A 23,818-nucleotide genomic window follows, 5' to 3' on the forward strand; every position below is an offset into this window, starting at 1 on the left:
AATGATAAGCGCGATGATGCGCAGACCGCAAGTGCACATTCGGCTGGGGTAGCGCCCCATGGCGGTGCAGCGAGGCGCATCAAGCGTGCGCCAGAAATGGAAAACGGGGCTCAAGGCCCCGTTGTGTATCCTGTCGCGTTGCCTAGTGCAGCAGCCGCGGTTCCTGCTCGTCGTCGTCGCCGAACAGGTCGTCGAACATGAGCGCATCGGGTTCCTTGCCCTGGCTCCACAGAACCATCAGCACGATGATCTTGAGCTTGCCCAGCGCCACCGGCGACTCGTCGCAGGCCAGCGCGCGCTCGATGACGATCTCGCGCTGCGTCGGGCTGAGCACCTTGGCGCTCTCGAGGAACTGGATGAAGCCGATCGCGGCGCTGCCCAGCTCGATGTATTCCTCGTCCACGTAATAACGTGTGCCGGTGCAGGCATCGATGGCGTCGGTAACTTCCGCTTCGGTCAGCCCGGACAGCCAGTCCAGCGCTTCGGAAATTTCGATGTCATCGAAACCGACGGCGGACAGCTTGCGTGCCAGGGCCGCCGGCTCGGGGCAGGCGTCAGGACGATAGTACGTCTCGTAGAGGTAAACCAGGATGTCGAACATAGTGTCGCTACTGTAGCAGCTAAGCTCGTCGCGGCACAAGAGTGTCTCGCAGCGGGGCGCGCGGCCGATAAAAAACGTTGTATCGAGGCCTTATCCGTTCGTACAGTTTTCCTTATTTTCTTCCGAATCAAGGCCGTACGTTCCACAAGGACATCTCAGGAAGAATATGCTTTATCGCATTAATCCATGCAGGATGAATATGGGAGAACCGGCATGCTACGGGGGTTCAAGCGATCCGGACCACCCGTTGCACCCTGCCGCCGGGCAAGCGTTCGACCAGCCCGGCCATCTCCAGCGCCAGCAATTCGCCCGCCAGCAGGGCCGCATCGCCATCGGTGCAAGCGAGCAGGTCGTCCGGCTCGACCGGGTCGTGGCCCAGCGCATCGAGCAGCGCCCCGTTGCCGGCCGGCGCGGCAAGAACGGGCCGGCGCGCGAGCGGCGACATCTGCATGGCCTCCAGCACCTCGTCGACGGTCTCGACCAGGCGCGCGCCTTCGCGGATCAGCTGGTGGCACCCCTTGGCCAGTGCCGAGTGGATCGAGCCAGGCAGCGCGAAGACGTCACGCCCCTGCTCGGCCGCCAGTTGCGCCGTGATCAGGGAACCCGACTGCGCCGCCGCCTCGATGACGAGCACGCCGGCGCTCATGCCGCTGATGATGCGGTTGCGGCGCGGGAAATTCCCGGCCACCGGCGGCGTGCCGAGCGCATATTCGCTGACGATGCAGCCTTCTTCGGCGATGCGGTGGGCGAGCGCGCGGTTGCGCGCCGGATAGACGCGGTCGATGCCGGTGCCGATGACGGCGATGGTCGAGCCGGCCCCGCACAACGCACCCTCGTGCGCCGCGGTATCGATGCCCAACGCCAGGCCCGACACCACGCACAGGCCGGCCTCGGAAAGCGAGCGCGCAAATCCTTCCGCGTTTGCGCGGCCTTGCGTGCTGGCATTGCGGCTGCCGACCACCGCGACCATCGCCACGTCAAGCAACGCGCGCCGCCCTTTTATATAGAGCAGCAAGGGCGGATCGGGAATATGCCGCAGCAGTTCGGGATAGCCGGGGTCGTGCAGGGTGAGGATGTGGTGCAGCGGCTGGGCCAGCCAGTGATCGGTGGCGTCCAGCAGTTGCGCGAGTTCGGGGGAGATGGGTGCGCACAGCGCCGCGGCGGTTGCCGCCGGCACGTGCGCGGCGAGCGCCGCATGGCCGGCACGGAAGATCGCCGCGGGCGAGCCGAAGGCGCCGAGCAGCAGGTGGGCCGTCCGGCACCCCACCCCGCTCGCCTGTTCCAGGCGGATCCAGTCGGCGACGGGTGAAGGAGCGGCGGCGCGGCTGGCGGGATGGGGGGCCGTGTCCTGCACGGTAGGGTTTACTCCGGTGAGCGGGCCACGTCGCCGACTTCCACCGGCGCCGTCACTTGCATGATCAAGCCGTACGAGACGTTCTTGAACACGCGGAAAATGAACAGGCTGCCGTATTGCTCGTCGGGCAGCTTGATGTTCTGCTTGCCGATGCCGAGCACGCCTTTATGGGCCGGGTCGACCATCGTTCTCCCGAGATGATAAAGCTGCAGCACGGAGCCGACATCGAGTCCGTCAAGCGAACCCCGATTGACAGTGACCACCTGGCTCTGGCCGGCATAGGTCACGCCGGCGTAGATCGACATCACGCGCGCATCGACCGGCTGGAGCGGCGGGTGCGGCATGTAGTTGCGCACCGGCGCCGGCGGCATCGGGATCAGCAGGTCGCCCACGCCGATTTCCTGGCGCGTTTCGGTGACGCGGAAGGTGTGCACGTCCACGCCCGGTTTCGCCTCGGTATCGAGCGCCACGCTGCCCAGGTAGGCGGCCTCGCGCGCCAGCACCTTGCGGGTCTGCGGGTCGCGCAGGATGCCGCCCGGACGGAATACCTGGAAGCTGGTGCCGCCCTGCAGCGTGCCCTTCACATACACGCGGTCGCCGGCGCCGAGGAATACCCGGCCTTCCTGCGAGGCCACGATGCGCGGGCTGCCTTCCAGCTCATCGGCCTCGACCACCAGCGGCTGGGTCAGGTAGGGCTCGATCATGCCGGCCGGGATCGATTGCACGGCATCGCGCTCGAGCGATTCGGTGCGCACCTGGGGCGAGAGTTTGGTGATCGGCGGCTCGCCGCGGCCATCACCGCCCGGGCGGGTCAGCGACAGGCGGCCGCGCGCGCGGTCGAAATAGATGATCTGGCCCGGATAGATCCAGTGCGGATTGCGGATTTCCTCGCGGTTCATGCCCCAGACCTGGGGCCAGCACCACGGGTTCTGGAGGAAGGTGCCGGAAATATCCCAGAGGGTATCGCCCTTGACCACGACATGCTGGTCGGGCGCATTCGGGCGGAAGGCGCACTGGGCGGCCTGGACCGGGCTGGCCACGGCGGCCGTCGCGGCACATGCAACGAGCGCCACGGCAGCAGCGCGGGTCACGACTGTGCTAAAATTTTTCATTGAGACGTCCGTTATTGCGTCCGTAAATTGCGGCTTTTACACCGGATCGCTGGCAGCGTGCGTCACTTGGCCCCAGTAAATGTGGAGCCCGACAGCACGATGCGCCGCTCCCTGATCGTAAAAGGGTTGCCGTACTGAATCAAATTCTGCACACAATTCCCCGAACTAGCAAGACAAACCGCGTCCTGCAAGGCCGGCCGAGTGTTGCATTTTTGGTCGAGCCGCAACCCGATTGCACACTACCTATTCCTGAATCTCCTGACTATGGCCTTACTGAATATCCTCCGCTACCCTGACCCGCGCCTGCACAAGATCGCCGCCCCGGTCACCGAATTCGGCACCGAGCGCCTGCGCCAGCTGGTCGCGGACATGGCCGCCACGATGTACGACGCACCGGGCGTGGGCCTGGCCGCCACCCAGGTCGACGTGCACGAGCGCGTGATCACCATCGACGTCTCGGAAACCAACGACAACCTGATGGTCTTCATCAACCCGGAAATCACCTGGGCCAGCGACGACAAGCAGGTCTATGACGAAGGCTGCCTGTCGGTGCCGGGCATCTACGACGGCGTCGAGCGCCCGTCGCGCGTCAAGTGCAAGGCCCAGGACGTCGACGGCAAGGAATTCGAAGTCGAAGCCGACGGCCTGCTGGCCGTGTGCATCCAGCACGAGATGGACCACCTGGTGGGCAAGGTCTTTGTCGAATACCTGTCGCCGCTCAAGCGCAACCGCATCAAGGCCAAGCTCCAGAAGGAAGAGCGCGGCATGGAGCGCGAAGCCGCCCTGAAGGCCGCCGGCCGCCGCTACTGATCGCGGCGCGCCCATGAAAGTCGTTTTTGCCGGCACCCCCGAGTTTGCCGCCGTTGCCTTGCGTGCCCTGCACGAGGCCGGCTTCGAGATTCCCCTGGTCCTGACCCAGCCCGACCGCCCTGCCGGGCGTGGCATGCAGTTGCAGGCGTCCAGCGTGAAACAATATGCGCTGGCGCACGGCATGGAAGTGGCGCAGCCGCTGTCGCTGCGCATGGATAGCAAGGACCCGCAACGCGCCCTCGAGGCGCGCGCCGCCCACGAACGCCTGTTGGCGCTGGACTACGACGTGATGGTGGTGGCGGCCTATGGGCTGATCCTGCCGCGCGCCACGCTCGACATCCGGCCCTGCATCAATATCCACGGCTCGCTGCTGCCGCGCTGGCGCGGCGCCGCGCCGATCCACCGCGCCATCGAGGCCGGCGACCTTGAAACCGGCGTGACCATCATGGGCATGGAAGAAGGGCTCGATACCGGGCCGATGATGCTGATCGAACGCGTGGCCATCCAGGACAGCGACACCACCGGCAGCCTGCACGACAAGCTGGCCGGACTGGGCGGCCGCATGATCGTCGAGGCGCTGCGCAAGATGGAGCAAGGTAGTTTGGAGGCAGTCCCGCAGCCGGAAGAAGGCGTGACCTATGCGGCCAAGATCAGCAAGGAAGAAGCGAAACTGGACTTCAACCTGCCGGCCGCACTGCTGTGGCGCCGGGTGCGTGCGTTCAATCCCTTCCCGGGTGCGCACGGGCTGGTCGATGGCGTGACGGTGAAGATCTGGAATGCCGAGCTGGCCACGGGCAGCGGCGCGCCGGGGCAGGTGCTGGCCGCCGATGGGCAGCAGGGAATCGTGGTGGCGTGCGGAGAAGGTGCGCTGCGCTTTACTGAACTGCAGAAACCGGGTGGCAAGCGCCTCGCTGCGCAGGAATTCCTCAAAAGCTTCCCACTTGCGGGGTTAAGCTTTTCGTAGGGTGGGCGGCTTCGCCGCCCGCGCGTTCAACCCGACTATGAAGGCCTGCTCGTCAAATCGTATGTGATTTGAACGCGCGGGCGGGAAACCCGCCCACCCTACGCAAATCTGTCAGGGGCATTCGTCCGCACCATGAAATAAAACGGGGGCTTGCGCCCCCGAACATTTCACGACCCAGGGGCATGCGCCCCATCGCATCACTTGTCGTATTCCACCGCAGCGGCGCGCTGCGCGTCCATGTACTCGCGCAGTACCTGGTTGATACGGGTCTGGTAGCCCGGACCGGCAGCCTTGAACCATTCCAGCATGTCCACATCGAGGCGGATCGTCACGATCTGCTTCACGCCGTTGATCATTTGCGGCTTCGGCGCCACCGCCGGTTCGTCATCACGCATCACCGCTTGGTCCCAATCCGGCACATATTCTTTGTTCATACAGTTATCCCGTTAAAAGCATCGCCAACAATGTGTCGATAGGGTAATTGTCGTCCGTGTATGTAACGTAAAGATTGCGGATACCCCGGGTTTTGTAACGTCATGTATCAGTTCGCGTCTTCCTTACATAAAGATACAAACACAAAGCCACAAATCGGGCCCTCCAGAGGAAATGGGCGCCTTGACGTATAATTTCAGACCGCCCAACAGTAACGGCCCGCCTCAGCACTCCTTGCCGCTTATCCAGAAAGTCGCCCACCATGAACGCCCGCCACGCCAACCTCTCCCCGATCGACGCCCAGCTACGCGAGATTCTGTCGCGCCGCATCATGATCCTGGATGGCGCGATGGGCACCATCATCCAGCAGTACAAGCTCGATGAAGCGGCCTACCGCGGCGAGCGATTTGCGGATTTCGCCGCGCCGGAAGGTGCTGGCCACCGCGAGCTTTTCGTCAAGGGCAACAACGAGCTCTTGAGCCTGACCCAGCCGCACGTCATCCAGGAAATCCACGAGCGCTACCTGGCCGCCGGCGCCGACCTGCTCGAGACGAATACCTTCGGCGCAACCGGCGTGGCGCAGGACGATTACCATATGGCGCATCTCGCCTACGAGATGAACGTCGCATCGGCCAGGCTCGCACGTGCGGCCTGCGACAAATACAGTACCCCGGACAAGCCGCGTTTCGTGGCCGGCGCGCTTGGACCGACGCCCAAGACCGCATCGATTTCGCCAGACGTGAACGACCCGGCCGCGCGCAACGTCACCTTCGATCAGCTGGTCGCCAGCTACCACGAACAGGTGCGCGGACTGGTCGATGGCGGCGCGGATGTGCTGCTGGTCGAAACCATCTTCGACACCCTGAACTGCAAGGCCGCACTGTTCGCGATCGACCTGTATTTCAACGAGCGCCCGGAGCAGCTGCGCCTGCCGATCATGATCTCGGGCACCGTCACCGATGCCTCGGGCCGCATCCTGTCGGGCCAGACCGTGCCGGCCTTCTGGAACTCGGTACGCCACGCCAAGCCGCTGACCATCGGCCTGAATTGCGCGCTGGGCGCCGCCCTGATGCGCCCCTATGCGGAAGAGCTCTCGCAGATCGCCGACACCTTTGTCTGCATCTATCCGAACGCCGGCCTGCCCAACCCGATGAGCGACACCGGTTTCGACGAGCTCCCGGCCGACACCTCGGCCCTGCTGCGCGAATTCGCCGACGCCGGCTTCATCAACATCGCCGGCGGCTGCTGCGGCACCACGCCCGAGCACATCGCGGCGATCTCCAGGATCCTCGAAGGCCACGCGCCGCGGCAAGTTCCGGACATCCCGGTCGCCATGCGCCTGTCGGGCCTGGAGCCGTTCACGGTCGACGACAGCTCGCTGTTCGTCAACGTCGGCGAGCGCACCAACGTCACCGGCTCGAAAGCGTTTGCGCGCATGATCCTGAACGAGCAGTTCGACGAGGCGCTGTCGGTGGCGCGCCAGCAGGTGGAAAACGGCGCCCAGGTCATCGACATCAACATGGACGAGGCGATGCTCGACTCGCAGGCGGCCATGACGCGCTTCCTGAACCTGATCGCCTCCGAACCCGACATCTCGCGCGTGCCGATCATGATCGACTCCTCGAAATGGAGCGTGATCGAAGCGGGCCTGAAATGCGTGCAGGGCAAGGCCATCGTCAACTCGATCTCGATGAAGGAAGGCGAAGAAGAATTCATCCGCCAGGCACGTCTTTGCCGCAGCTATGGCGCCGCCGTGATCGTGATGGCCTTCGACGAGCAGGGCCAGGCCGACACCTTCGCGCGCAAGACCGAGATCTGCGGCCGCGCCTACAAGGTACTGGTCGAGCAGGTGGGCTTCGCGCCCGAAGACATCATCTTCGATCCGAACATCTTTGCCATCGCCACCGGCATCGAAGAGCACAACAACTATGCCGTAGATTTTATTGAGGCCACGAGCTGGATCCGCAGGAACCTGCCGCACGCGAAGGTGTCGGGCGGCGTGTCGAACGTGTCGTTCAGCTTCCGCGGCAACGACCCAGCGCGCGAGGCGATCCATACCGTCTTCCTGTACCACGCAATCAAGGCCGGCATGACCATGGGGATCGTCAACGCCGGCATGGTCGGCGTCTACGACGACCTGCCCGCGGAACTGCGCGAGCGCGTCGAAGACGTGGTGCTGAACCGCCGCGACGACGCCACCGAGCGCATGATCGAATTCGCCGGCACCCTGAAGGCCGGCGGCGGCAAGCAGGAACAGAACCTCGAGTGGCGCAACAACACGGTCGAGAAGCGCCTGGCGCACGCGCTGGTGCACGGCATCACGCAGTGGATTGTCGAGGACACCGAAGAGATGCGCCAGCAGGTCCTGGCTGCCAACGGCCGCCCGATCCACGTGATCGAAGGCCCGCTGATGGACGGCATGAACATCGTCGGCGACCTGTTCGGCCAGGGCAAGATGTTCCTGCCCCAGGTGGTGAAGTCGGCGCGCGTCATGAAGCAGGCCGTGGCCCACCTGGTGCCCTTCATCGAAGAAGAAAAGGCGCTGGAAGAAGCGCGTACCGGCATTGTCGCCAAGCCCAAGGGCAAGATGGTGATCGCCACGGTGAAAGGCGACGTGCACGATATCGGCAAGAACATCGTTTCGGTGGTCCTGCAGTGTAATAACTTCGAGATCGTGAACATGGGCGTGATGGTGCCCTGCTCCGACATTTTGGCCAAGGCCAAGGCGGAGAACGCCGACATCGTGGGCCTGTCCGGCCTGATCACGCCGTCGCTGGAAGAGATGGCCCACGTGGCCCGCGAGATGCAGCGCGACCCCTATTTCCGCGAAAAGAAAATCCCGCTGCTGATCGGCGGCGCCACCACCAGCCGCGCCCACACGGCCGTGAAGATCGCGCCGCACTACGACGGCCCGGTGGTCTACGTGCCGGACGCCTCGCGCTCGGTGTCGGTGGGCCAGTCCTTGCTCACCGACGACACGCGCGATGCCTACATCATCGAGCTGGCGCAGGACTACGAACGCATTCGCATCCAGCACGCCAACAAGAAGGCGCTGCCGATGCTGACCCTCGAGCAGGCGCGCGGCAACCGTGCACGCCTGGCGTATGCGCCGGTCAAACCGAAGTTCATCGGCCGCCGCATCTTCAAGAACGTGGAGCTGTCCACGCTTTCGCGCTACATCGACTGGGGTCCGTTCTTCCAGACCTGGGACCTGGCCGGCCCCTACCCGGCCATCCTCACCGACGAGGTGGTCGGCGAAGCAGCAAGCAAGGTGTTCGAGGAAGCGCAGGCGATGCTCAAGAAGATCATCGAAGGCCGCTGGCTGACCGCCAACGGCGCCATCGCGCTGCTGCCGGCCAATTCGGTCGGCCATGACGACATCGAGATCTATACGGACGAAACGCGCAAGGACGTGGCCTTCACCTGGCACGGCGTGCGCCAGCAGGGCGTCAAGCCGGTGGTCGACGGCGTGCAGCGCCCGAACCAGTGCCTGGCCGATTTCGTCGCACCGAAAGATTCCGGCGTGGCGGACTATATCGGCATGTTCGCGGTGACCGCGGGCCTCGGCATCGAGAAGCACGAGCAGCGTTTCGAAGCGGCCCACGACGATTATTCGTCGATCATGCTCAAGGCCCTGGCCGACCGCCTGGCAGAAGCCTTTGCCGAATACCTGCACGAGCGCGTGCGCACCGATTTGTGGGGCTATGCGGCGGGCGAAGACCTGAGCTGCGAAGCGCTGATCAAGGAAAGCTACAGCGGCATCCGCCCGGCGCCGGGCTATCCGGCCTGCCCGGAGCACACCGTGAAGGCCGAGCTGTTCCGCACCCTGCAGGCGGAAGAAATCGGCATGGAGCTGACCGAGTCGTATGCGATGTACCCGGGCGCGGCCGTGTCGGGCTTTTACTTTGCCCACCCGGAATCGAAGTATTTCGTGGTCGGCAAGATCGGCGACGACCAGGTCGAGGACATGGCCAAGCGCCGCGGCATGGACAAGGCCGAACTCGAACGCCACCTGGCGCCGAACCTGTAATTCCCCTTGCCTGCCGCCGGCCCCAGGCCGGCGGCAGAGCCCTTCTTTTTATGTTCCTGAGCACCTGCGCACTGGAACGTCTGCCCGCCCCGTTTGTCCAAGCCTGTGTAAGCGTCTAGAACGCGGAGGAGGACATCATGGCAATGCATCTGTCGACCAGGCGCTGGCAAGACCAGCTGATGGTGGTGATCGGCGTCTGGCTATTCGTTTTGCCCTGGATACTGGCTTACCCGCCCGGCACGCCGGAGGCATGGAACGCCACCCTGGCCGGCGCCATCATCGGGATCCTCGCGGCCTTCGACCTGGTCAAGACCTATGTCTGGGCCGTGCTGTTCAATATTATCGTTGGCGCGTGGGTGACGATCTCGCCGTGGATGATCGATGCGGTGAACGACGTGGCGATGACCTGGAGCCTGGTGGTTGCGGGGATTGCGACCATCGTGCTGGGATTGTGGGAGTTGCGCAGCGATCCGGAGTTGCAGAGGCAGTGGAGCTCTGGCGCGACAGGGTGACGTAGGGTGGGCGGGTCTCCCGCCCGCGCGTTCAAATTACATGTGCGTCGATGCGACGTGATTGAATTGGCGTCCAAATCATCCAAGGACCCCGATGCGCCAACCCGATAACCCCGTCGCGTGAATCCAAACGTGATGTGAACGCGCGGGCGGCGAAGCCGCCCACCCTACGGACATTGCTTGCGCTAGATAGCGTAGCGAACCACCTTGTCGCTCCACTCGAAAGCCGACACTTCCAGCTCGGCCAGGTCGTCGCCATTGATCGACAGGCTGTTCAGCGCCGGCATCACTTCGTCTTCCGTATCTTCCATGCGCTCGATCGATTCGGCCAGGCGCAGCAATTCGCCGAAGAAGCCGCCGCGGACCAGCAGGGCGTGGCGTACTTCGTCGATCACGGGAATCTGGTCGACGATGTCGTGCATCGGGATGCAGAACAGCGTGTCCATCAGCGACATCATGCCGACCGTGAAGGCGATGTCGGCGACGTTGCGCTGTTGCGGGCGCAGGCGCTTGGCCAGCAGTTCCATCAGGCGAGCACGCGTGGTGGCCAGCATCAGGAGCGGGCTCAGGTTGTGGCCGCGCACGCCCGGTTCGGCGTACAGCAGGATCTGCAGCCAGCGCTGCAGCTGGCGGCGGCCCAGCAGCATCAGGGCCTGGCTGATCGACTCGATGCGGCGCCCGTTGCCTGCGGCCGGCGTGTTCACCAGGCGCAGCAGGTTCAGGCCGAGCGTGATGTCCTTCTTGATGGCGCGCTCGATGACGGCATTGTCGGCATCCGAGGTCACCAGGTTCATCAGGTCCAGCACCGCCGCCTGCGAGGGCGACAGCTTGCGGCCGGCGATGACGGTCGGCTTGGCGAAATAATAGCCCTGGAAGTAATCGAAGCCGATGTCCAGGCAGGTGCGGTATTCGTTGTGGGTCTCGACCTTTTCAGCCACCAGGCGCTTGCCCGTGCCGCGCAGGCGCGGGGCCAGCGACAGCAGGGTCACGACCGGCAGTTCGCGCAGGTCCATCTTGACGAAGTCGATCACCGGCAGCAATCTAGCCAGGCTGGCGCCATGGGCCGAGGCCTCGGCCGCGAAGCGGAAGCCGTGGGTGGACAGTTCGGTCATGCGCTGGATCACGGCATCGGTCGGCTCCACCGAGCGGACGATCTCGAGCACGGTGCGCTCGCGCGGCAGGAAGGCGAACATGTCGCTCATGAGCACGTCGGTGTCGACGTTCAGGAAGGCGGTGGCGTCGCCGATCGCGCGCGCCAGGCCCAGCTGCGAAGCGTGATGGATGACGCTGGCGCTGGCCGAGATGCCGGATTCGATCTGCGCCGGTCCCTGGGCACTGCCGCGGAACAGCAGTTCATAGCCGAACAGCGCCTGGTTACGGTCGAGCACCGGCTGGCGCCCGAGGTAGAAATTACGCAGGCGCAGGGGCTGCGCGGACTGGTCAATGCTGGCGGTATCGGTCATGTCGTCTGGTTGGGCTCGCGAACACACCTACTTTACCGTATTCGTCAGTTTTAGTGGCTTCTTAGCATTAATTTATTAGCGGAATGATACTTACCTGTCATTACGCGGCCATTATTGTGGCAAGCCATCCACGAACAGCTTCAATTCACCCGGCGCGAACTGGGTCCAGGTCTCGTTGGTGGTGAGCGGTTCGGTCACGATGATGGCGACCCGGTCGTCGGGCGTGGTCACTTGCGAGAAGTCGACCGACAGGTCTTCGTCGGACAATGAGGCGGTCACGAACGGGTATTTGCGCACCACGTAGCACAGCTTGGTCGAGCAATGCGTGAACAGCGCGGTGCCGTCCGACAGCATCATGTTGAAGGTGCCATGCGCGGCCACTTGCGCGACCAGGCGCTCGAGCGTGGCGCGCAGCGCCGGCAGCTGTGGCGCGGTGTCGCCGAATTCGGCGCGCAGGCTTTGCATCAGCCAGCAGAAGGCCAGCTCGCTGTCGGTGTTGCCGACCGGGCGGAACGGCCCGTCGAGGACCGGCGCGAATTCCTTCAGGTCGCCGTTATGGGCGAAGACCCAGTAGCGGCCCCACAGCTCGCGCACGAAAGGATGGCAGTTCTCGAGCGCGACTCTCCCTTGCGTGGCCTTGCGGATGTGGGCGATGACATTGGTGGACTTGATCGGGTAGCGCTTGATCAGTTCGGCGATCGGCGAGGCGACTGCGGCCTGGTGATCGACGAAGTGGCGCACGCCCGCGCCTTCGAAGAAAGCGATGCCCCAGCCGTCGTGGTGGGTGTCGGTGCGGCCGCCGCGGTGGGCGAAGCCGGTGAAGGAGAAGACGATGTCCGTGGGGACGTTGCAGTTCATTCCGAGGAGCTGGCACATGGCGTGCAGCTTACCACGCCAGGGGCGCGGGGCGCACCATCGCCGCGTCCAGCGGCGATGGCGGATCAGGGTTCAATGCAGGACGACCGGCTGGCTCATGAGCGTGTCGTAGGACCCCAGGAAGTCGTCGATTTCTTCCATGGTCGGCTCGCTTGCGATGAGGTTGTTGACGTCGCGGCGGAACGATTGCGCCAGCTTGCCGCCAATGAAGGCTTCGCGGCGCCCGGCCTTGTCGACGATTTCGTAGCCGCCGAAGCGCAGCGCTTCGAGTTCGCGATCCACGCCGAACTCGACGACGCTGTACTGTTCGCTGTTGTAGATCATGTTCATGATGACTCCTTCGCTCGATCAGAGTGTTTGTGCGTACCAGCCGCTCGGCGGCGGGCGACTGGCTGTTCACTTCGGTTAAGAGGTGGGGCTTTCCGGACCGTTTTCAAGTGTGACAACCGGTTCCAGGGCCAACAGCTGATCGTATGGTGGGTCTTGCAACCACGATCGCAACTGATCAAGGTGTTCACTGCTGGCCAAACCGATCAACAGGCGTTGCGGCCCTTGGCGTAACAGTCGATTCAATGTTACACGCAAAACCAGGTTCCCGCCGCAGCACGGACACCCGCCCGCGAGTCGGACAAGTCTTACGGAAGAGTCTGCAGGAATGGGCGAGCTGCCGGCCGGCAGCCCTTCGAGAATGATGGCGCTATGGCCGGTAGAGGACGATGCGGCGAGCAGCGCGGCGATCGCGCTCTCGCGTGCGGCGGCGGACCCGCCCGTGACCAGGGTGGTCGCGACCCGCTCTGCCAATCAGACGCCTTTCTTGGCGAGCTTGCCCGGCTCGACGCCGAGTTGCTTGAGCTTGCGGTACAGGTGGGTACGTTCGAGGCCGGTCTTTTCGGCGACGCGGGTCATGCTGCCGCCCTCGCGTCCGAGGTGGTGCTCGAAATACATGCGCTCGAAGGCGTCGCGCGCCTCACGCAGCGGCAGGTCGAAGGACAGCGTGTAGCCGGCGCTCTCGCCATGCGACATCGCATGCACCATGCGCGAGCCATTGCCCATCGGCGGGGCCGGCGGCGCGAACAACGGCGCGGCGGGGCTGGGCACGGCGCCATTGCCGGCGCCGTTCTCCATCATCGGCATCGCGGTGGCGACGGCCGGGCGCGGCGGCGCCAGCGGCGCGCGCGCCACTTCCTGTGCGCGGTTCAGGCCCTGCTGCACGGCCTTGAGCAGCTTTTGCAGCGCGATCGGCTTCTCGAGGAAATTGAGCGCGCCGATGCGGGTGGCCTCGACGGCGGTATCGATGGTGGCATGGCCGGACATCATGATGACCGGCATGGTCAGGAGACCGTCGCGCTGCCATTCCTTGAGCAGGGTGACGCCGTCGGTGTCCGGCATCCAGATATCGAGCAGCACCAAGTCGGGCGCGCCGGCGGCCCGCGCCTCGCGTGCCTGCTGCGCGTTTTCGGCCAGGGTGATGGCGTGGCCTTCGTCGCCCAGGATCTCCGAGAGTAATTCCCGGATGCCCATTTCATCATCAACTACGAGTATATTCGCCATCTGTATGCCTTCCTGATCTTACCCGGTCAGTGCCTACTCGCTTAGTTCGTGGCATCTGCTGCCTGCCGCCAGTGGGATTCTATGCCCCTATTATATTTCGGACAAGTTCGCCTCGGGGGCTAACTTTAACAGCAAAATGAATACCGACGCGCCAGATCCATCCGATTGGTTCCCGATGTCGATCCGGCCGCCGTGTTCGTCGATGATCTTCTTGACCATCGGTAGCCCCAGCCCGGTGCCGCGCGCTTTCGAGGTGACGTAGGGCTCGAAGGCGCGCGCCAGGATGCGCGATGCGAAGCCGGGGCCATTGTCCAGGATCGCCAGGCGCACCGCGGTGCCGGTGGCGCCGTCCGCGCCTTCGTAGTGAATGGCTTCGGTGGTGACGTCCACCCGCGGCTTTGCCGCGCCGCCGACGCGGTCGGCCAGCGCATCCTGGGCATTCTGCACGAGGTTGTGGATCACCTGGCGCAGCTGGGTCGCGTCGCCCATCACGCGCGGCAGGTCTGGCGCGAGCGCCGCGTGGATGATGTCGGAGCCGTCCTCGGACAGGTACAGCTGCAGGATCTCGCCGATCAGGGCGTTCAGGTCGAGCGGCTCGAGCATCGCCGGCGGCGTGCGCGCGTAGTCGCGGAAGTCGTCCACCATGCGCTTCATGGCGTCGACCTGGTTGACGATGGTGGCCGTGCTCTTTTTCAGCAGCTCGGCTTCGCGCTCGGGCAGGCAGCCCTCGAGCTTCATCTGCAGGCGCTCGGCCGAGAGCTGGATCGGGGTCAGCGGGTTCTTGATTTCGTGCGCCAGGCGGCGCGCCACCTCGCCCCAGGCCACCGAGCGCTGGGCCGAGATCACGTCCGAGATATCGTCGAACACCACGATGAAGCCGGAGCCGTTGCCGACCGGGAGCCGCGAGCCGCGCGCCAGCAGGGTGATGTCGTGATCATGCTCGTCGCCGCTGCCGCGGCGGGGGATTTCGATCTGCTGCTGCCAGTGCGCGCGCCGGCGCCTGTCGTTGCCCACGGTGGTGCTGGCGGCCGCGCTTTGCGCGCTCTGCGCCGAGATCGCACGCGCGATGCAGTTCGAGAAGGTCTCCAGGCCGGCGATCAGCTCCAGCGGACCGGCCAGGGCACCCGGCTCGACCTGCAGGATGCGGTAGGCCGCGTCGTTCGAGTTCACCACGCGTCCTTCCGCGTCGAGCACCATCACGCCGGCCGACATGTTGGCCAGCACCGATTCCAGGTGGGCCTTGGCGTTCTGCAGCGCGGTGCGGTTGCGCTCGACGGCGCTGCGCGCCTCGAACAGCTGGCCGGTCATGGCATTGAACGAGCGCGTCAGGGTGCCCAGTTCGTCGTTGGTCTCGATGATCGGGCGCGGCGACAGGTCGCCCTCGGCCACCGCCTGCGTGCCTTCGGCCAGCACCAGCAGCGGCTGCGCCAGGTTGCCGGCGATGAGGAAGGCGCTGCCGATCGCCCCGAAGATCGCCAGCAGCAGGGTCAATGTCAGGGTCACGATATACATCTTGCGCAGGCCCGAGCGCGCCTGGGCGCGCGAGCGGTATTCCTCGGAGGCGCTGCGCAGCACCACCGCATTCGAGGCCAGGTTCACCGGCACCGCCTGCAGCAGCTGCAGGTAGCGCGGCTCCATGCCGGATGCCTCGGGCACCGCCAGCACCACGCGCAGGCGCAGGCCGGTGGCCGCATCGAGCGCGTTGGGCCCGGCCGCGGAGGCGTCGCTGCTGCCTTCCGGGCGCGCATAGCCGCCCGGCAGCGCGGCGGACTTGAGCACGTCGGGCGACGGGCGGTCCAGTTCGATGTCGGCGTTGCGGTCCTGCGCGCTCGAGGCCAGCACGGTGCCGTCGGCGGCCAGCAGCATCGCGCTTTGCATGCCGCTGACATCGTTCACCAGCCCGCTCAGCACGCCCTGCACCGTCACCGCGTCCTGCCCGGCCAGGGTGGCGGCGGCGGTCTGGCCGGTCGCACCCAGTTCGGCCACCGCTTCGTCGAGCGCTGCGCGGCCCAGGTTCAGGCCCGATTCGATCGCGGCCTCGATCTTGACGTCGAACCAGGAATCGATCGAGTGCGACACGAACTGCACCGACACCATGAAGATGACCAGCCCGGGCAAAATGCCGATGCCGGCGAATAGAAGCACGAGGCGCGCCACCAGCCGCGAGCCGAACTTGCCGGCCTTGTAGCGCGAATACAGGCGCCCCAGCGCAACGGCCACGAGCACCAGCATCAGCCCGGCCATGCCGGCGTTCACGCCCAGCAGCCAGGTGTAGTAGCGGTCGAAGAAGCCCGAGTTGTCGGAGGCGCCCGCGAGCAGGAACAGCAGGATCGAGACGACGAAGCCGCCCACGACCAATGCGTAGCGCAGCGCCTGGTTGATGGATTTAGCCCTGATGCGAAATCCCGCCATGCGTCCTAGCCTGCACGGTAGGCAAAGGTCCTGCGGCTGGACGCCAGGCGCCAGCTCGAGTCGTTGATGGCGTTGACCTGCAGGGGCTTGGACAGGTAGTCGCGGTCCATGTACATGCGCACCGAGACGTCATACACCTCGCCCTGCTTGAGCGCCCCTTTCGGCGCGATCAGCCAGCGCGCGGGACTGCGGATCTGGGACAGGGCATCTTCCAGGGTCGTGAAACTCTGCGGCAGGCTGCCGGCGATCAGCACGTTGTACTGGCGCGTGAGCACGTCGTAGGAAATGCCGACGGTGCGCTTGGCCAGCACCGCCTTCTCGTCGCGCCACCACCAGCGCGGGCGCGTCATCTCGATCTCGGTCGTGAAGTGCAGCTTGATGCCGTTCTGGAGCGCTTCCTGGAGCTCGTGGTTCAGGTCGAAGGCAAAGCGCGTCTTCAGCCGGTAGCCGTCCTCGGAGAACTGGATTTCCGCCTGGGTGATGTCGACGGCGTCGGCGGCCCGTGCCTGCGTACACACCAATGCCAGCAAGAGCTGGCAGGCGAGGAGGCAGAAAAATCGTAACGTCACGGGTGAGCCGGAGCCTTAAATTGAAGCATTAATGTCGGGATGACGATTACGCCGCGCGTTTCTGGAACAGGGCGTAGAACAAGCCGTCATGATCCTGCCCGGCACCGCTGGCTGGCAGCAGCTGGCCCGGCGCGTCGAGGCGGATGGCGTCGTGGCGCGCCGCAAACGCGGCTGCCTGCGCCTCCGATTCCTGGGGCCAGAGCGAACATGTCACAAACAACAATTTACCATTGGGCAGCAGCATCTGCCAAAGGTTGTCGAGTATTTTGCTTGAAAGTGTTGCAAGTTGGAGTGTGTCCGACTTGCGGCGCAGCCAGCGGATGTCCGGGTGGCGCCGCACGATGCCCGAGGCCGTGCAGGGCACGTCGGCCAGGATGCGATCGAACGGCACGCCGTCCCACCAGGCCGCGCTTTGCGCCTCGGCCGCGATCAGCTTTGCTTCCAGGCCGAGGCGTCCGAGGTTGTCGCGCACCCGCGCCAGGCGCTGGGGATCGGCATCGACCGAGGTCAGCTCCACCTTGGCATATTCGAGGATGTGGCCGCTCTTGCCGCCCGGCGCCGCGCAGGCATCGAGCACGCGCATGCCATCCTTCAGGTCGAGCAGCGGCGCGGCCAGCTGGGCGCCGGCGTCCTGCACCGACACCAGGCCGTCGTGGAAGCCCGGGATCTGGCTGACGTTGACCGGCTGCGCCAGGCGCACCGCGGTGGGGCCCAGGCGCGTGGCTTCAATGCCGGCCTCCGCCAACGTGGCGAGGTAGGCATCGGCATCCAGGCGGCGCGCATTCACGCGCAGCGTCAGGGGCGGATGGACGTTGCCGGCTTCCAGGATCGACTCCCAGCGGTCCGGGTAGGCGGCGCGGGTACTGTCGATCCACCACTGCGGGTAGTTCCAGCGCGCCAGCGGCTGCTTCAGCGCCTCCGCCGTGAGCGCGTCGCGCTCGCGCAGGAAGCGGCGCAGCACGGCGTTGACCATCGCCTTGGCATGGGCGAAGTCCGGATGGTGGGCGGCCGCATGCACGGCCTGGTCGACCACCGTGAAGGCTTCGTAGGGCGGCGGGGTGTCCGGCGGCGGGTCGAGCAGGGCCAGTGCGGCCGACAGGAGGCCGTCGAGCATGGCCGGTTCCGGCGCCTTGGTCGTCATCAGGCCGAGCAGCACCTCGCTGCGCCCGAGCTGGCGCATGGTACGGTAGGCGATGTCCTGGATCGCGCCGCGCGCCTGCGGCGTCACGTCGTACACCGAGAACACGATCGACAGCGCCTGCGGCAGCGCGGTGCCGGCGCGCACCCGCGCCACCGCATTGGCCGCGCCGAGCAGGGCCAGCGCCAGCGAATCGGCCTTCAGGTCGGGACGGAAGTCCTGCTGGGGCGCGACCAGGACTTCGTGGCTTTCGCGCAGGCGCGGAGCCGGCTTCTTGTCGTGGCGTTCGGCTGCCGGACGGTAGGGCTCCGGACGCGGCGGCCGGTCCTGCCCCGGGTTGGGCGCCTGCCCGCCGGCCTTGGGGCCCTTCGGCGCCGTGGAGCGCGCCGGTTTGGCTTTGGGTTTCAGGGAGAGCGTCGGGCGCTTGTCGGTCATGGCAGGATCAATACGGTCGAAAAAGGCCCCCATTGTAACGGCATCGGCTTTGGTGCAACTTAAACCATGCTCGCAGCTCTTGCCGGGATGAACATGTTGCGCAGAACCTCAAACCAGTATAATTACCGCTGTTTGCCTGTCCGCAGGTTCGCCTCATTATTTAGACCGACTTCCCATGCTCGCTCAACAAAAACAACAAATCGTTGCCCTGTTCCAGGCCGCCCTCGCGCCGATCGTCGCCGGCACCGATCTCATCCCTAACGTCGTGCTGGAGCGCCCGCGCGACCCGAGCCACGGCGACATCGCCTGCAATATCGCGATGCAGCTGGCCAAGCAGCTCAAGACCAACCCGCGCGAACTGGCGACCCGCCTGGTCGCCGCCGTGCTCGCCGAGCCGGGCGCCCAGGGCCTGGTCGAGTCGGCCGACGTGGCCGGTCCCGGCTTCATCAACCTGCGCGTGGCCGCCAGCGCCAAGCAATCGGTCGTCAAGACCGTGCTCGAGCAGGGCGCGGCTTTTGGCCAGGGCGATTCCGGCAAGGGCCACCACGCGATCATCGAATTCGTGTCGGCCAACCCGACCGGCCCGCTGCACGTCGGCCACGGCCGCCAGGCCGCACTGGGCGACGCCCTGTCTTCGCTGTTCGAGTCGCAGGGCCATGACGTGACCCGCGAGTTCTATTACAACGACGCCGGCGTGCAGATCGCCACCCTGGCCAATTCGGTGCAGGCGCGCGCGCGCGGCATCAAGCCGGGCGATGCACTCTGGCCGGAGTCGGCCTATAACGGCGACTACATCCAGGACATCGCCGACGACTTCCTGGCCAAAAAGACCGTCTCGGCCAGCGATGGCGAGCCGGCCACCGCCAGCGGCGATGCGAACGACCTCGAATCGATCCGCCGCTTTGCCGTGGCCTACCTGCGCCACGAGCAGGACATGGACCTGCAGGCCTTCGGCGTCAAGTTCGACAACTACTACCTCGAGTCTTCGCTGTATGCGGACGGCAAGGTGGAACAGGCGGTGCAGGCCCTGGTCGACGCCGGCGTGACCTACGAGCTCGATGGCGCGCTGTGGCTGCGCACCACCGACTACGGCGACGACAAGGACCGCGTGATGCGCAAGTCCGACGGCAGCTATACCTATTTCGTGCCCGACGTCGCCTACCACATGCAGAAATTCCGCCGCGGCTTCGACCAGGCGATCAACGTCCAGGGCAGTGACCACCACGGCACGATCGCGCGCGTGCGCGCCGGCCTGCAGGCCGTCGACATCGGCATCCCGCAGGGCTATCCCGACTACGTGCTGCACAAGATGGTCACCGTCATGAAGAACGGCGAAGAGGTCAAGATCTCCAAGCGCGCCGGCTCCTACGTCACGGTGCGCGACCTGATCGAATGGTCGGGCAACGGCGACGTGACCCGCGGCCGCGACGCGGTGCGCTTCTTCCTCATCTCGCGCAAGGCCGACACCGAATTCGTGTTCGACGTCGACGTCGCGCTGGCGACCGGCGAGGAAAACCCGGTGTACTACGTGCAGTACGCCCATGCGCGCATCTGCTCGGCCCTCGCCAACTGGGGCGGCGACGAAGCACAACTGGCCCAGGTCGACCTGTCGCCCCTGACCACCACCCACGAAGCGAGCCTGCTCGCGAAGCTGGCCGCCTATCCGGAAATGCTGGCGCGCGCCAAGCTCGAACTCGGCCCGCACCAGGTCGCGTTCTACCTGCGCGAACTGGCCGGCGAGCTGCACAGCTATTACTTCGCCCACAAATGGCTGCTCGACGACGACGAGCCGCTCAAGCTGGCGCGCCTGGCCCTGGCCGCGGCGACCCGCCAGGTGCTGCGCAACGGCCTGGCCCTGATCGGCGTGTCGGCCCCGAGCAAGATGGAACGCGCCCCTACCGAACCACAAGAGTAAGCCCATGACCGCCATTCGATCCTTCTCAGCGCTGCGCCAGCGCGGCAGCACCCTGACCGGCGTCATCATCGGCCTGATCATCGGCCTGGGGATCGCGGTGGCGGTCGCGCTCGTGATCACCAAGGGCCAGTCGCCCTTCACCGACCGCTCCAACAAGATGGGCCGCCCGGCCGACCTCGAGCCGAGCCAGGCCAGCGACCCGAACAAGCCGCTGTACGGCAACCGCGACGCCGCGCGCGAAGCGAACCGCGAGATTGCCGAACGCGCCAACAAGGCAAGCGCGGCGCCCGCTCGCGCCCCGGCGGCTGCCGAAGCCGATCCGCTCGGCCAGGCAATCGCCGGCATGCAGGCGCCGGCAGCTGCACCGGCACCTGCCGCGGCGCCTGCCGCCGCACCCGCCGCCGCTCCTGCGCCTGCCCCGGCAGCAGCTGCCGCCCCGGCCGCGGGCAGCGACGGCTACATCTACTTCCTGCAGGCGGGCGCTTTCCGCGAGATGTCCGATGCCGAGAACACCCGCGCCAAGCTGGCCCTGCTCGGCTTCGAGGCCGCGATCACCGACCGCACGACCGACGGCGGCGTGCTGCACCGCGTGCGCGTCGGCCCGTACAACGGGGTCGAATCCATGAACAAGGCGCGCGCCAAGCTGCTCGACAGCGGCATCGACGTCGCCATCGTCCGCAACCAGCGCTAAGGAACCGCATGCAACCGCTACGCCGCCTGCTCTGCACCGCCGCCCTGCTCCTGCTGGCCGGCGCCGTTAGTGCCTCCCCCGCCGCGCCGCGCGACGGCGTGGAATACCAGGTGATGCCGAGCGTCCAGCCGACCGACAGCGGCCGCAAGATCGAAGTCACCGAATTCTTCGCCTATTACTGCCCGCACTGTTACGCCTTCGAACCCCAGCTGGCGGAATGGGTGAAGAAGCAGGGCGACAATATCGTGTTCCGCCGCGTGCACGTGCCGCGCGGCGCGCAGGTGGCGGCGCAGCAGCGCCTGTTCTTCACGCTCGAGTCGCTCGGCCTGCTCGAGCAATACCACGCCAAGGCCTTCGCCGCGATGCACGTCGAGCACCTGCCGCTCGCCCAGGACGAACAGGTGTTCGACTGGGCCAGCCGCGCCGGCATCGACCGCGCGCGCTTCATCGATGCCTACCGCTCCTTCGGCGTGCAGGCCAAGCTGCGCCGCGCGCAGTCGATGATCGACGCCTACCGCATCACCCACTGGCCGATGATCGCGGTCGATGGCCGCTTCCTGACTTCGCCCGGCATGCTGCAGGAAGCCACCCGCGGCGAAGGCGACGCACTGCAGGGCACCCTGCAGGTGATGGACAGCCTGGTCGCGCGCGCGAAAGCGGACAAGAAATGACCCTGGCGCCGGGCCGCTCGGACCGGGTATTCATCACCGGCGCCTCGAGCGGCATCGGCGCGGCGCTGGCGCGCGACTATGCGGCGCGCGGCGCCACCCTCGGCCTGCTGGCCCGCCGCCGCGAACCGCTGGCCGAACTCGCGGCCTCCCTGCCCCACCCCGAACGCCACCGCATCTACGCGGTCGACGCCACCGACCGCGCGGGCCTGGAGGCGGCTGCCGCCGACTTCATCGCCGCGAACGGCGGCGCCGACATCGTGATCGCCAGCGCCGGCATCTCGCATGGCACCCTCACCGAACGCCCCGCCGACCTGGCGGTGTTCGACGCCGTGTTCGCCACCAACGTGAACGCCACCGTCGCCACCTTCGCACCTTTCATCGCGCCGATGAGGGCGCAAACCGGCCCCTGCCGGCTGGTGGGCATCGGCAGCGTGGCGGGCATCCGCGGCATGCGCGGCGCCGGCGCCTACTGCGCCTCGAAGGCGGCCGTGCACAGCTATTGCGAATCGCTGCGCCTGGAGCTGCGCGCCACCAACATCAAGGTGGTGACCATCGCCCCCGGCTATATCGACACGCCCATGACCCGCCACAACCGCTTCCCCATGCCCTTCCTGATGCCGGCCGAACGCTTCGCCGCGCAGGCAGTCGAGGTCATCGCGCGCGGCCACAGCTACCGCGTCCTGCCCTGGCAGATGGGCATGGTGGCCAAGCTGCTGCGCCTGCTGCCGAACGCCTTGTTCGACCTGGCGTTTTCGCGCGCGCCGACCAAGCAAAGGCAGGAACAGGCATGAAGCCCGCCAACATCGCCGCGCTGGCGCATGCCGGCGTCGCCGTCGAGGTGGTGCCTGAGACGGGTTCGACCAACGCCGATCTGCTGGCGCGCGCGGCCGGGCTGACCGCCCCCCTGCTGCTGGTGGCCGAACACCAGACCGCCGGCCGCGGGCGCGCCGGGCGCAGCTGGCTGTCCTCGAGCGAAGGCTCGCTGACCTTTTCGCTGGCCTGGAAATTCGGCGGCGGCCCGCAGGCGCTCAGCGGCCTGCCGCTCGCGGTCGGCGTGGCGCTGGCCGAGGTGCTGGCGCAACTGGGCGTGCAGGTGCAGCTCAAGTGGCCCAACGACGTGCTCAAGGATGGCGACAAGCTGGCCGGCATCCTGGTCGAAACGCAGGGCGCGGCGGGTGGCGGGACCTGGGCCGTCATCGGCATCGGCCTGAACCTGGTGATGCCCGACGAAATGGAAGCGCGCATCGGGCGCAGCGCCGCCGGCGCGCCCTGGCTGGCGCGCATGGACCGCGACGTGCTAATGGCCGCCCTGCTCGACGGCCTGGCCGAGGCGCTGCAGCTGTTCGCGCGCCAGGGCTTCGGGGCCTTCTGCGCACGCTGGAACCTGCGCCATGCCTGGCAGGGCGAGACGGTGACGATCGTCGACCACGGCGCGGTCCTGCACGAGGGCCTGGCCGCCGGCGTGGATGAAACCGGCCGCCTGCTGCTCGATACGCTTGACGGCCGCGTCGCCGTCCTGGCCGGCGACGTCTCGCTGCGGGTGAAGCCATGAAGCTGCTGCTGGTCGACGCCGGCAATACGCGCATCAAGTGGGCGATTGCCGCCCCTGGCGCGGCAATCGGCGAATGGGAAACCAGCCACGCCGCGCCGCATGCGGACCTGGCCGACATCGCCAGCGCCTGGCGCCGCGCCGGCATTTGCCGCGCGATCGTGTCGAATGTCGCGGGCATCGAGGTGCGCGAGCGGATCGCGCAGGCCCTGCCGGCGGCCATCACGGTCGAGTGGTTCGCGTCCACCGGCGAGCGCGCCGGCCTGCGCAACGGCTACCGCCATCCCGGTCAGCTGGGCTGCGACCGCTTCGCCGCCGCGATCGGCGCGCGCGCGCTGGCGCCCGCCCAGGACATCATCGTCGCCACCTGCGGCACCGCGACCACGGTCGACGCGGTGCGCGCCGATGGCCTGTTTGTGGGTGGCATGATCTTGCCCGGTTTGGCGCTGATGGCCGCTTCGCTGGCCCGCAATACCGCCCAGCTGCCGCAGGTACAGCCGGGCGCCGCGCCGCCCCCGCTGTTTGGCGACAATACCGACGACGCGATCGTGTCGGGCATCCTGTCGGCGCAGGCCGGCGCGATCGAGCGCGCCTGCGCCGTTCACGGCGCCACCGCCTGCATCGTCTCCGGCGGCGCCGCACCCTATATCGCGCCGGCCCTCAAGGTCGGCTACCGGCTGGTCGATAATATCGTGCTGGTCGGCCTGCATGCCGCAGCCGCCGATTGAAATGG

21 protein-coding genes are annotated in these 23,818 nt (G+C 66.3%); 10 read left to right on the forward strand and 11 right to left on the reverse strand.

Annotated elements, in window-relative coordinates; translation table 11 throughout:
• Positions 1-142: 142 nt before the first annotated feature.
• The 3 genes from AC56LR_RS10620 to AC56LR_RS10630 all read right to left on the reverse strand — a co-directional run bounded on the left by AC56LR_RS10620 (position 143) and on the right by AC56LR_RS10630 (position 3,067).
• The gene (locus AC56LR_RS10620) at positions 143-601 is read right to left on the reverse strand and encodes a Smg family protein (protein WP_497130143.1); all 459 of its coding nucleotides are present in this window, start codon (positions 599-601) and stop codon (positions 143-145) included.
• A 226-nt stretch (positions 602-827) separates the two neighbouring features.
• A complete protein-coding gene (gene dprA, locus AC56LR_RS10625; RefSeq protein WP_497130145.1) occupies positions 828-1,955 on the reverse strand; it encodes a DNA-processing protein DprA in 1,128 nt (375 codons plus the stop codon).
• Between the two features lie 8 nt (positions 1,956-1,963).
• Positions 1,964-3,067, reverse strand: coding sequence for a LysM peptidoglycan-binding domain-containing protein (locus tag AC56LR_RS10630; RefSeq protein ID WP_497130146.1), 1,104 nt, complete (start codon positions 3,065-3,067; stop codon positions 1,964-1,966).
• A gap of 264 nt (positions 3,068-3,331) precedes the next feature.
• Here AC56LR_RS10630 and def point away from each other — a divergent pair, with 264 nt between their 5' ends.
• Both def and fmt read left to right on the forward strand, forming a co-directional pair.
• Positions 3,332-3,877 (forward strand): peptide deformylase, encoded by a 546-nt coding sequence (gene def, locus AC56LR_RS10635; protein ID WP_497130148.1) that lies wholly within the window; start codon positions 3,332-3,334, stop codon positions 3,875-3,877.
• Positions 3,878-3,890: 13 nt separating this feature from the next.
• A complete protein-coding gene (fmt, locus tag AC56LR_RS10640; protein ID WP_497130149.1) occupies positions 3,891-4,841 on the forward strand; it encodes a methionyl-tRNA formyltransferase in 951 nt (316 codons plus the stop codon).
• A gap of 197 nt (positions 4,842-5,038) precedes the next feature.
• Here fmt and AC56LR_RS10645 read toward each other — a convergent pair whose 3' ends face one another.
• Positions 5,039-5,275, reverse strand: a complete 237-nt coding sequence (locus AC56LR_RS10645) for a BrnA antitoxin family protein (protein WP_497130150.1) — start codon at positions 5,273-5,275, stop codon at positions 5,039-5,041.
• Positions 5,276-5,535: 260 nt separating this feature from the next.
• Here AC56LR_RS10645 and metH point away from each other — a divergent pair, with 260 nt between their 5' ends.
• Both metH and AC56LR_RS10655 read left to right on the forward strand, forming a co-directional pair.
• Positions 5,536-9,303 (forward strand): methionine synthase, encoded by a 3,768-nt coding sequence (gene metH, locus AC56LR_RS10650; RefSeq protein ID WP_497130152.1) that lies wholly within the window; start codon positions 5,536-5,538, stop codon positions 9,301-9,303.
• A 137-nt stretch (positions 9,304-9,440) separates the two neighbouring features.
• The gene (locus AC56LR_RS10655) at positions 9,441-9,815 is read left to right on the forward strand and encodes an SPW repeat protein (RefSeq protein ID WP_497130154.1); all 375 of its coding nucleotides are present in this window, start codon (positions 9,441-9,443) and stop codon (positions 9,813-9,815) included.
• A gap of 185 nt (positions 9,816-10,000) precedes the next feature.
• On the opposite strand, the gene AC56LR_RS10660 is transcribed toward AC56LR_RS10655, so the two are convergent.
• The 7 genes from AC56LR_RS10660 to rsmB form a co-directional block, all read right to left on the reverse strand.
• Positions 10,001-11,278 (reverse strand): EAL and HDOD domain-containing protein, encoded by a 1,278-nt coding sequence (locus tag AC56LR_RS10660; RefSeq protein ID WP_497130156.1) that lies wholly within the window; start codon positions 11,276-11,278, stop codon positions 10,001-10,003.
• Positions 11,279-11,389: 111 nt separating this feature from the next.
• Positions 11,390-12,154: a class II glutamine amidotransferase gene (locus AC56LR_RS10665; RefSeq protein ID WP_497130157.1), complete on the reverse strand. Its 765-nt coding sequence runs from the start codon at positions 12,152-12,154 to the stop codon at positions 11,390-11,392.
• A gap of 72 nt (positions 12,155-12,226) precedes the next feature.
• Positions 12,227-12,484, reverse strand: a complete 258-nt coding sequence (locus AC56LR_RS10670) for a BTH_I0359 family protein (RefSeq protein ID WP_159696519.1) — start codon at positions 12,482-12,484, stop codon at positions 12,227-12,229.
• Between the two features lie 471 nt (positions 12,485-12,955).
• On the reverse strand, positions 12,956-13,705 hold the full coding sequence (locus tag AC56LR_RS10675; RefSeq protein ID WP_497130159.1) for a response regulator: 750 nt from the start codon (positions 13,703-13,705) through the stop codon (positions 12,956-12,958).
• Positions 13,706-13,795: 90 nt separating this feature from the next.
• Positions 13,796-16,117 (reverse strand): sensor histidine kinase, encoded by a 2,322-nt coding sequence (locus tag AC56LR_RS10680; protein WP_497130160.1) that lies wholly within the window; start codon positions 16,115-16,117, stop codon positions 13,796-13,798.
• 5 nt (positions 16,118-16,122) lie between these two features.
• The gene (locus AC56LR_RS10685) at positions 16,123-16,686 is read right to left on the reverse strand and encodes a DUF4390 domain-containing protein (RefSeq protein ID WP_497130162.1); all 564 of its coding nucleotides are present in this window, start codon (positions 16,684-16,686) and stop codon (positions 16,123-16,125) included.
• A gap of 46 nt (positions 16,687-16,732) precedes the next feature.
• Positions 16,733-18,259 (reverse strand): 16S rRNA (cytosine(967)-C(5))-methyltransferase RsmB, encoded by a 1,527-nt coding sequence (gene rsmB, locus AC56LR_RS10690; protein ID WP_497130164.1) that lies wholly within the window; start codon positions 18,257-18,259, stop codon positions 16,733-16,735.
• Positions 18,260-18,434: 175 nt separating this feature from the next.
• Here rsmB and argS point away from each other — a divergent pair, with 175 nt between their 5' ends.
• Genes argS through AC56LR_RS10720 form a run of 6 tightly spaced genes read left to right on the forward strand, consistent with a single transcriptional unit; the run spans position 18,435 to position 23,813 of the window.
• Entirely contained in the window at positions 18,435-20,174 is a 1,740-nt protein-coding gene (gene argS / locus AC56LR_RS10695) for an arginine--tRNA ligase (RefSeq protein ID WP_497130166.1), read from the forward strand.
• A gap of 4 nt (positions 20,175-20,178) precedes the next feature.
• The gene (locus AC56LR_RS10700) at positions 20,179-20,865 is read left to right on the forward strand and encodes an SPOR domain-containing protein (protein ID WP_497130168.1); all 687 of its coding nucleotides are present in this window, start codon (positions 20,179-20,181) and stop codon (positions 20,863-20,865) included.
• An 8-nt stretch (positions 20,866-20,873) separates the two neighbouring features.
• Positions 20,874-21,536: a thiol:disulfide interchange protein DsbA/DsbL gene (locus AC56LR_RS10705; RefSeq protein WP_497130170.1), complete on the forward strand. Its 663-nt coding sequence runs from the start codon at positions 20,874-20,876 to the stop codon at positions 21,534-21,536.
• Positions 21,533-22,327, forward strand: coding sequence for an SDR family oxidoreductase (locus tag AC56LR_RS10710; protein ID WP_497130172.1), 795 nt, complete (start codon positions 21,533-21,535; stop codon positions 22,325-22,327). The genes AC56LR_RS10705 and AC56LR_RS10710 overlap by 4 nt, the downstream gene beginning before the upstream one ends.
• The gene (locus AC56LR_RS10715) at positions 22,324-23,088 is read left to right on the forward strand and encodes a biotin--[acetyl-CoA-carboxylase] ligase (RefSeq protein WP_497130174.1); all 765 of its coding nucleotides are present in this window, start codon (positions 22,324-22,326) and stop codon (positions 23,086-23,088) included. Before AC56LR_RS10710 ends, AC56LR_RS10715 begins: the two co-directional genes overlap by 4 nt.
• Positions 23,085-23,813 carry a type III pantothenate kinase gene (locus AC56LR_RS10720; protein ID WP_497130176.1) on the forward strand — a complete coding sequence of 243 codons (729 nt, stop codon included), beginning with the start codon at positions 23,085-23,087 and terminating at the stop codon, positions 23,811-23,813. The genes AC56LR_RS10715 and AC56LR_RS10720 overlap by 4 nt, the downstream gene beginning before the upstream one ends.
• The last annotated feature ends 5 nt before the right edge of the window (positions 23,814-23,818 follow it).

The sequence above is a fragment of the Telluria sp. ZT3P39 genome, assembly GCF_059685935.1.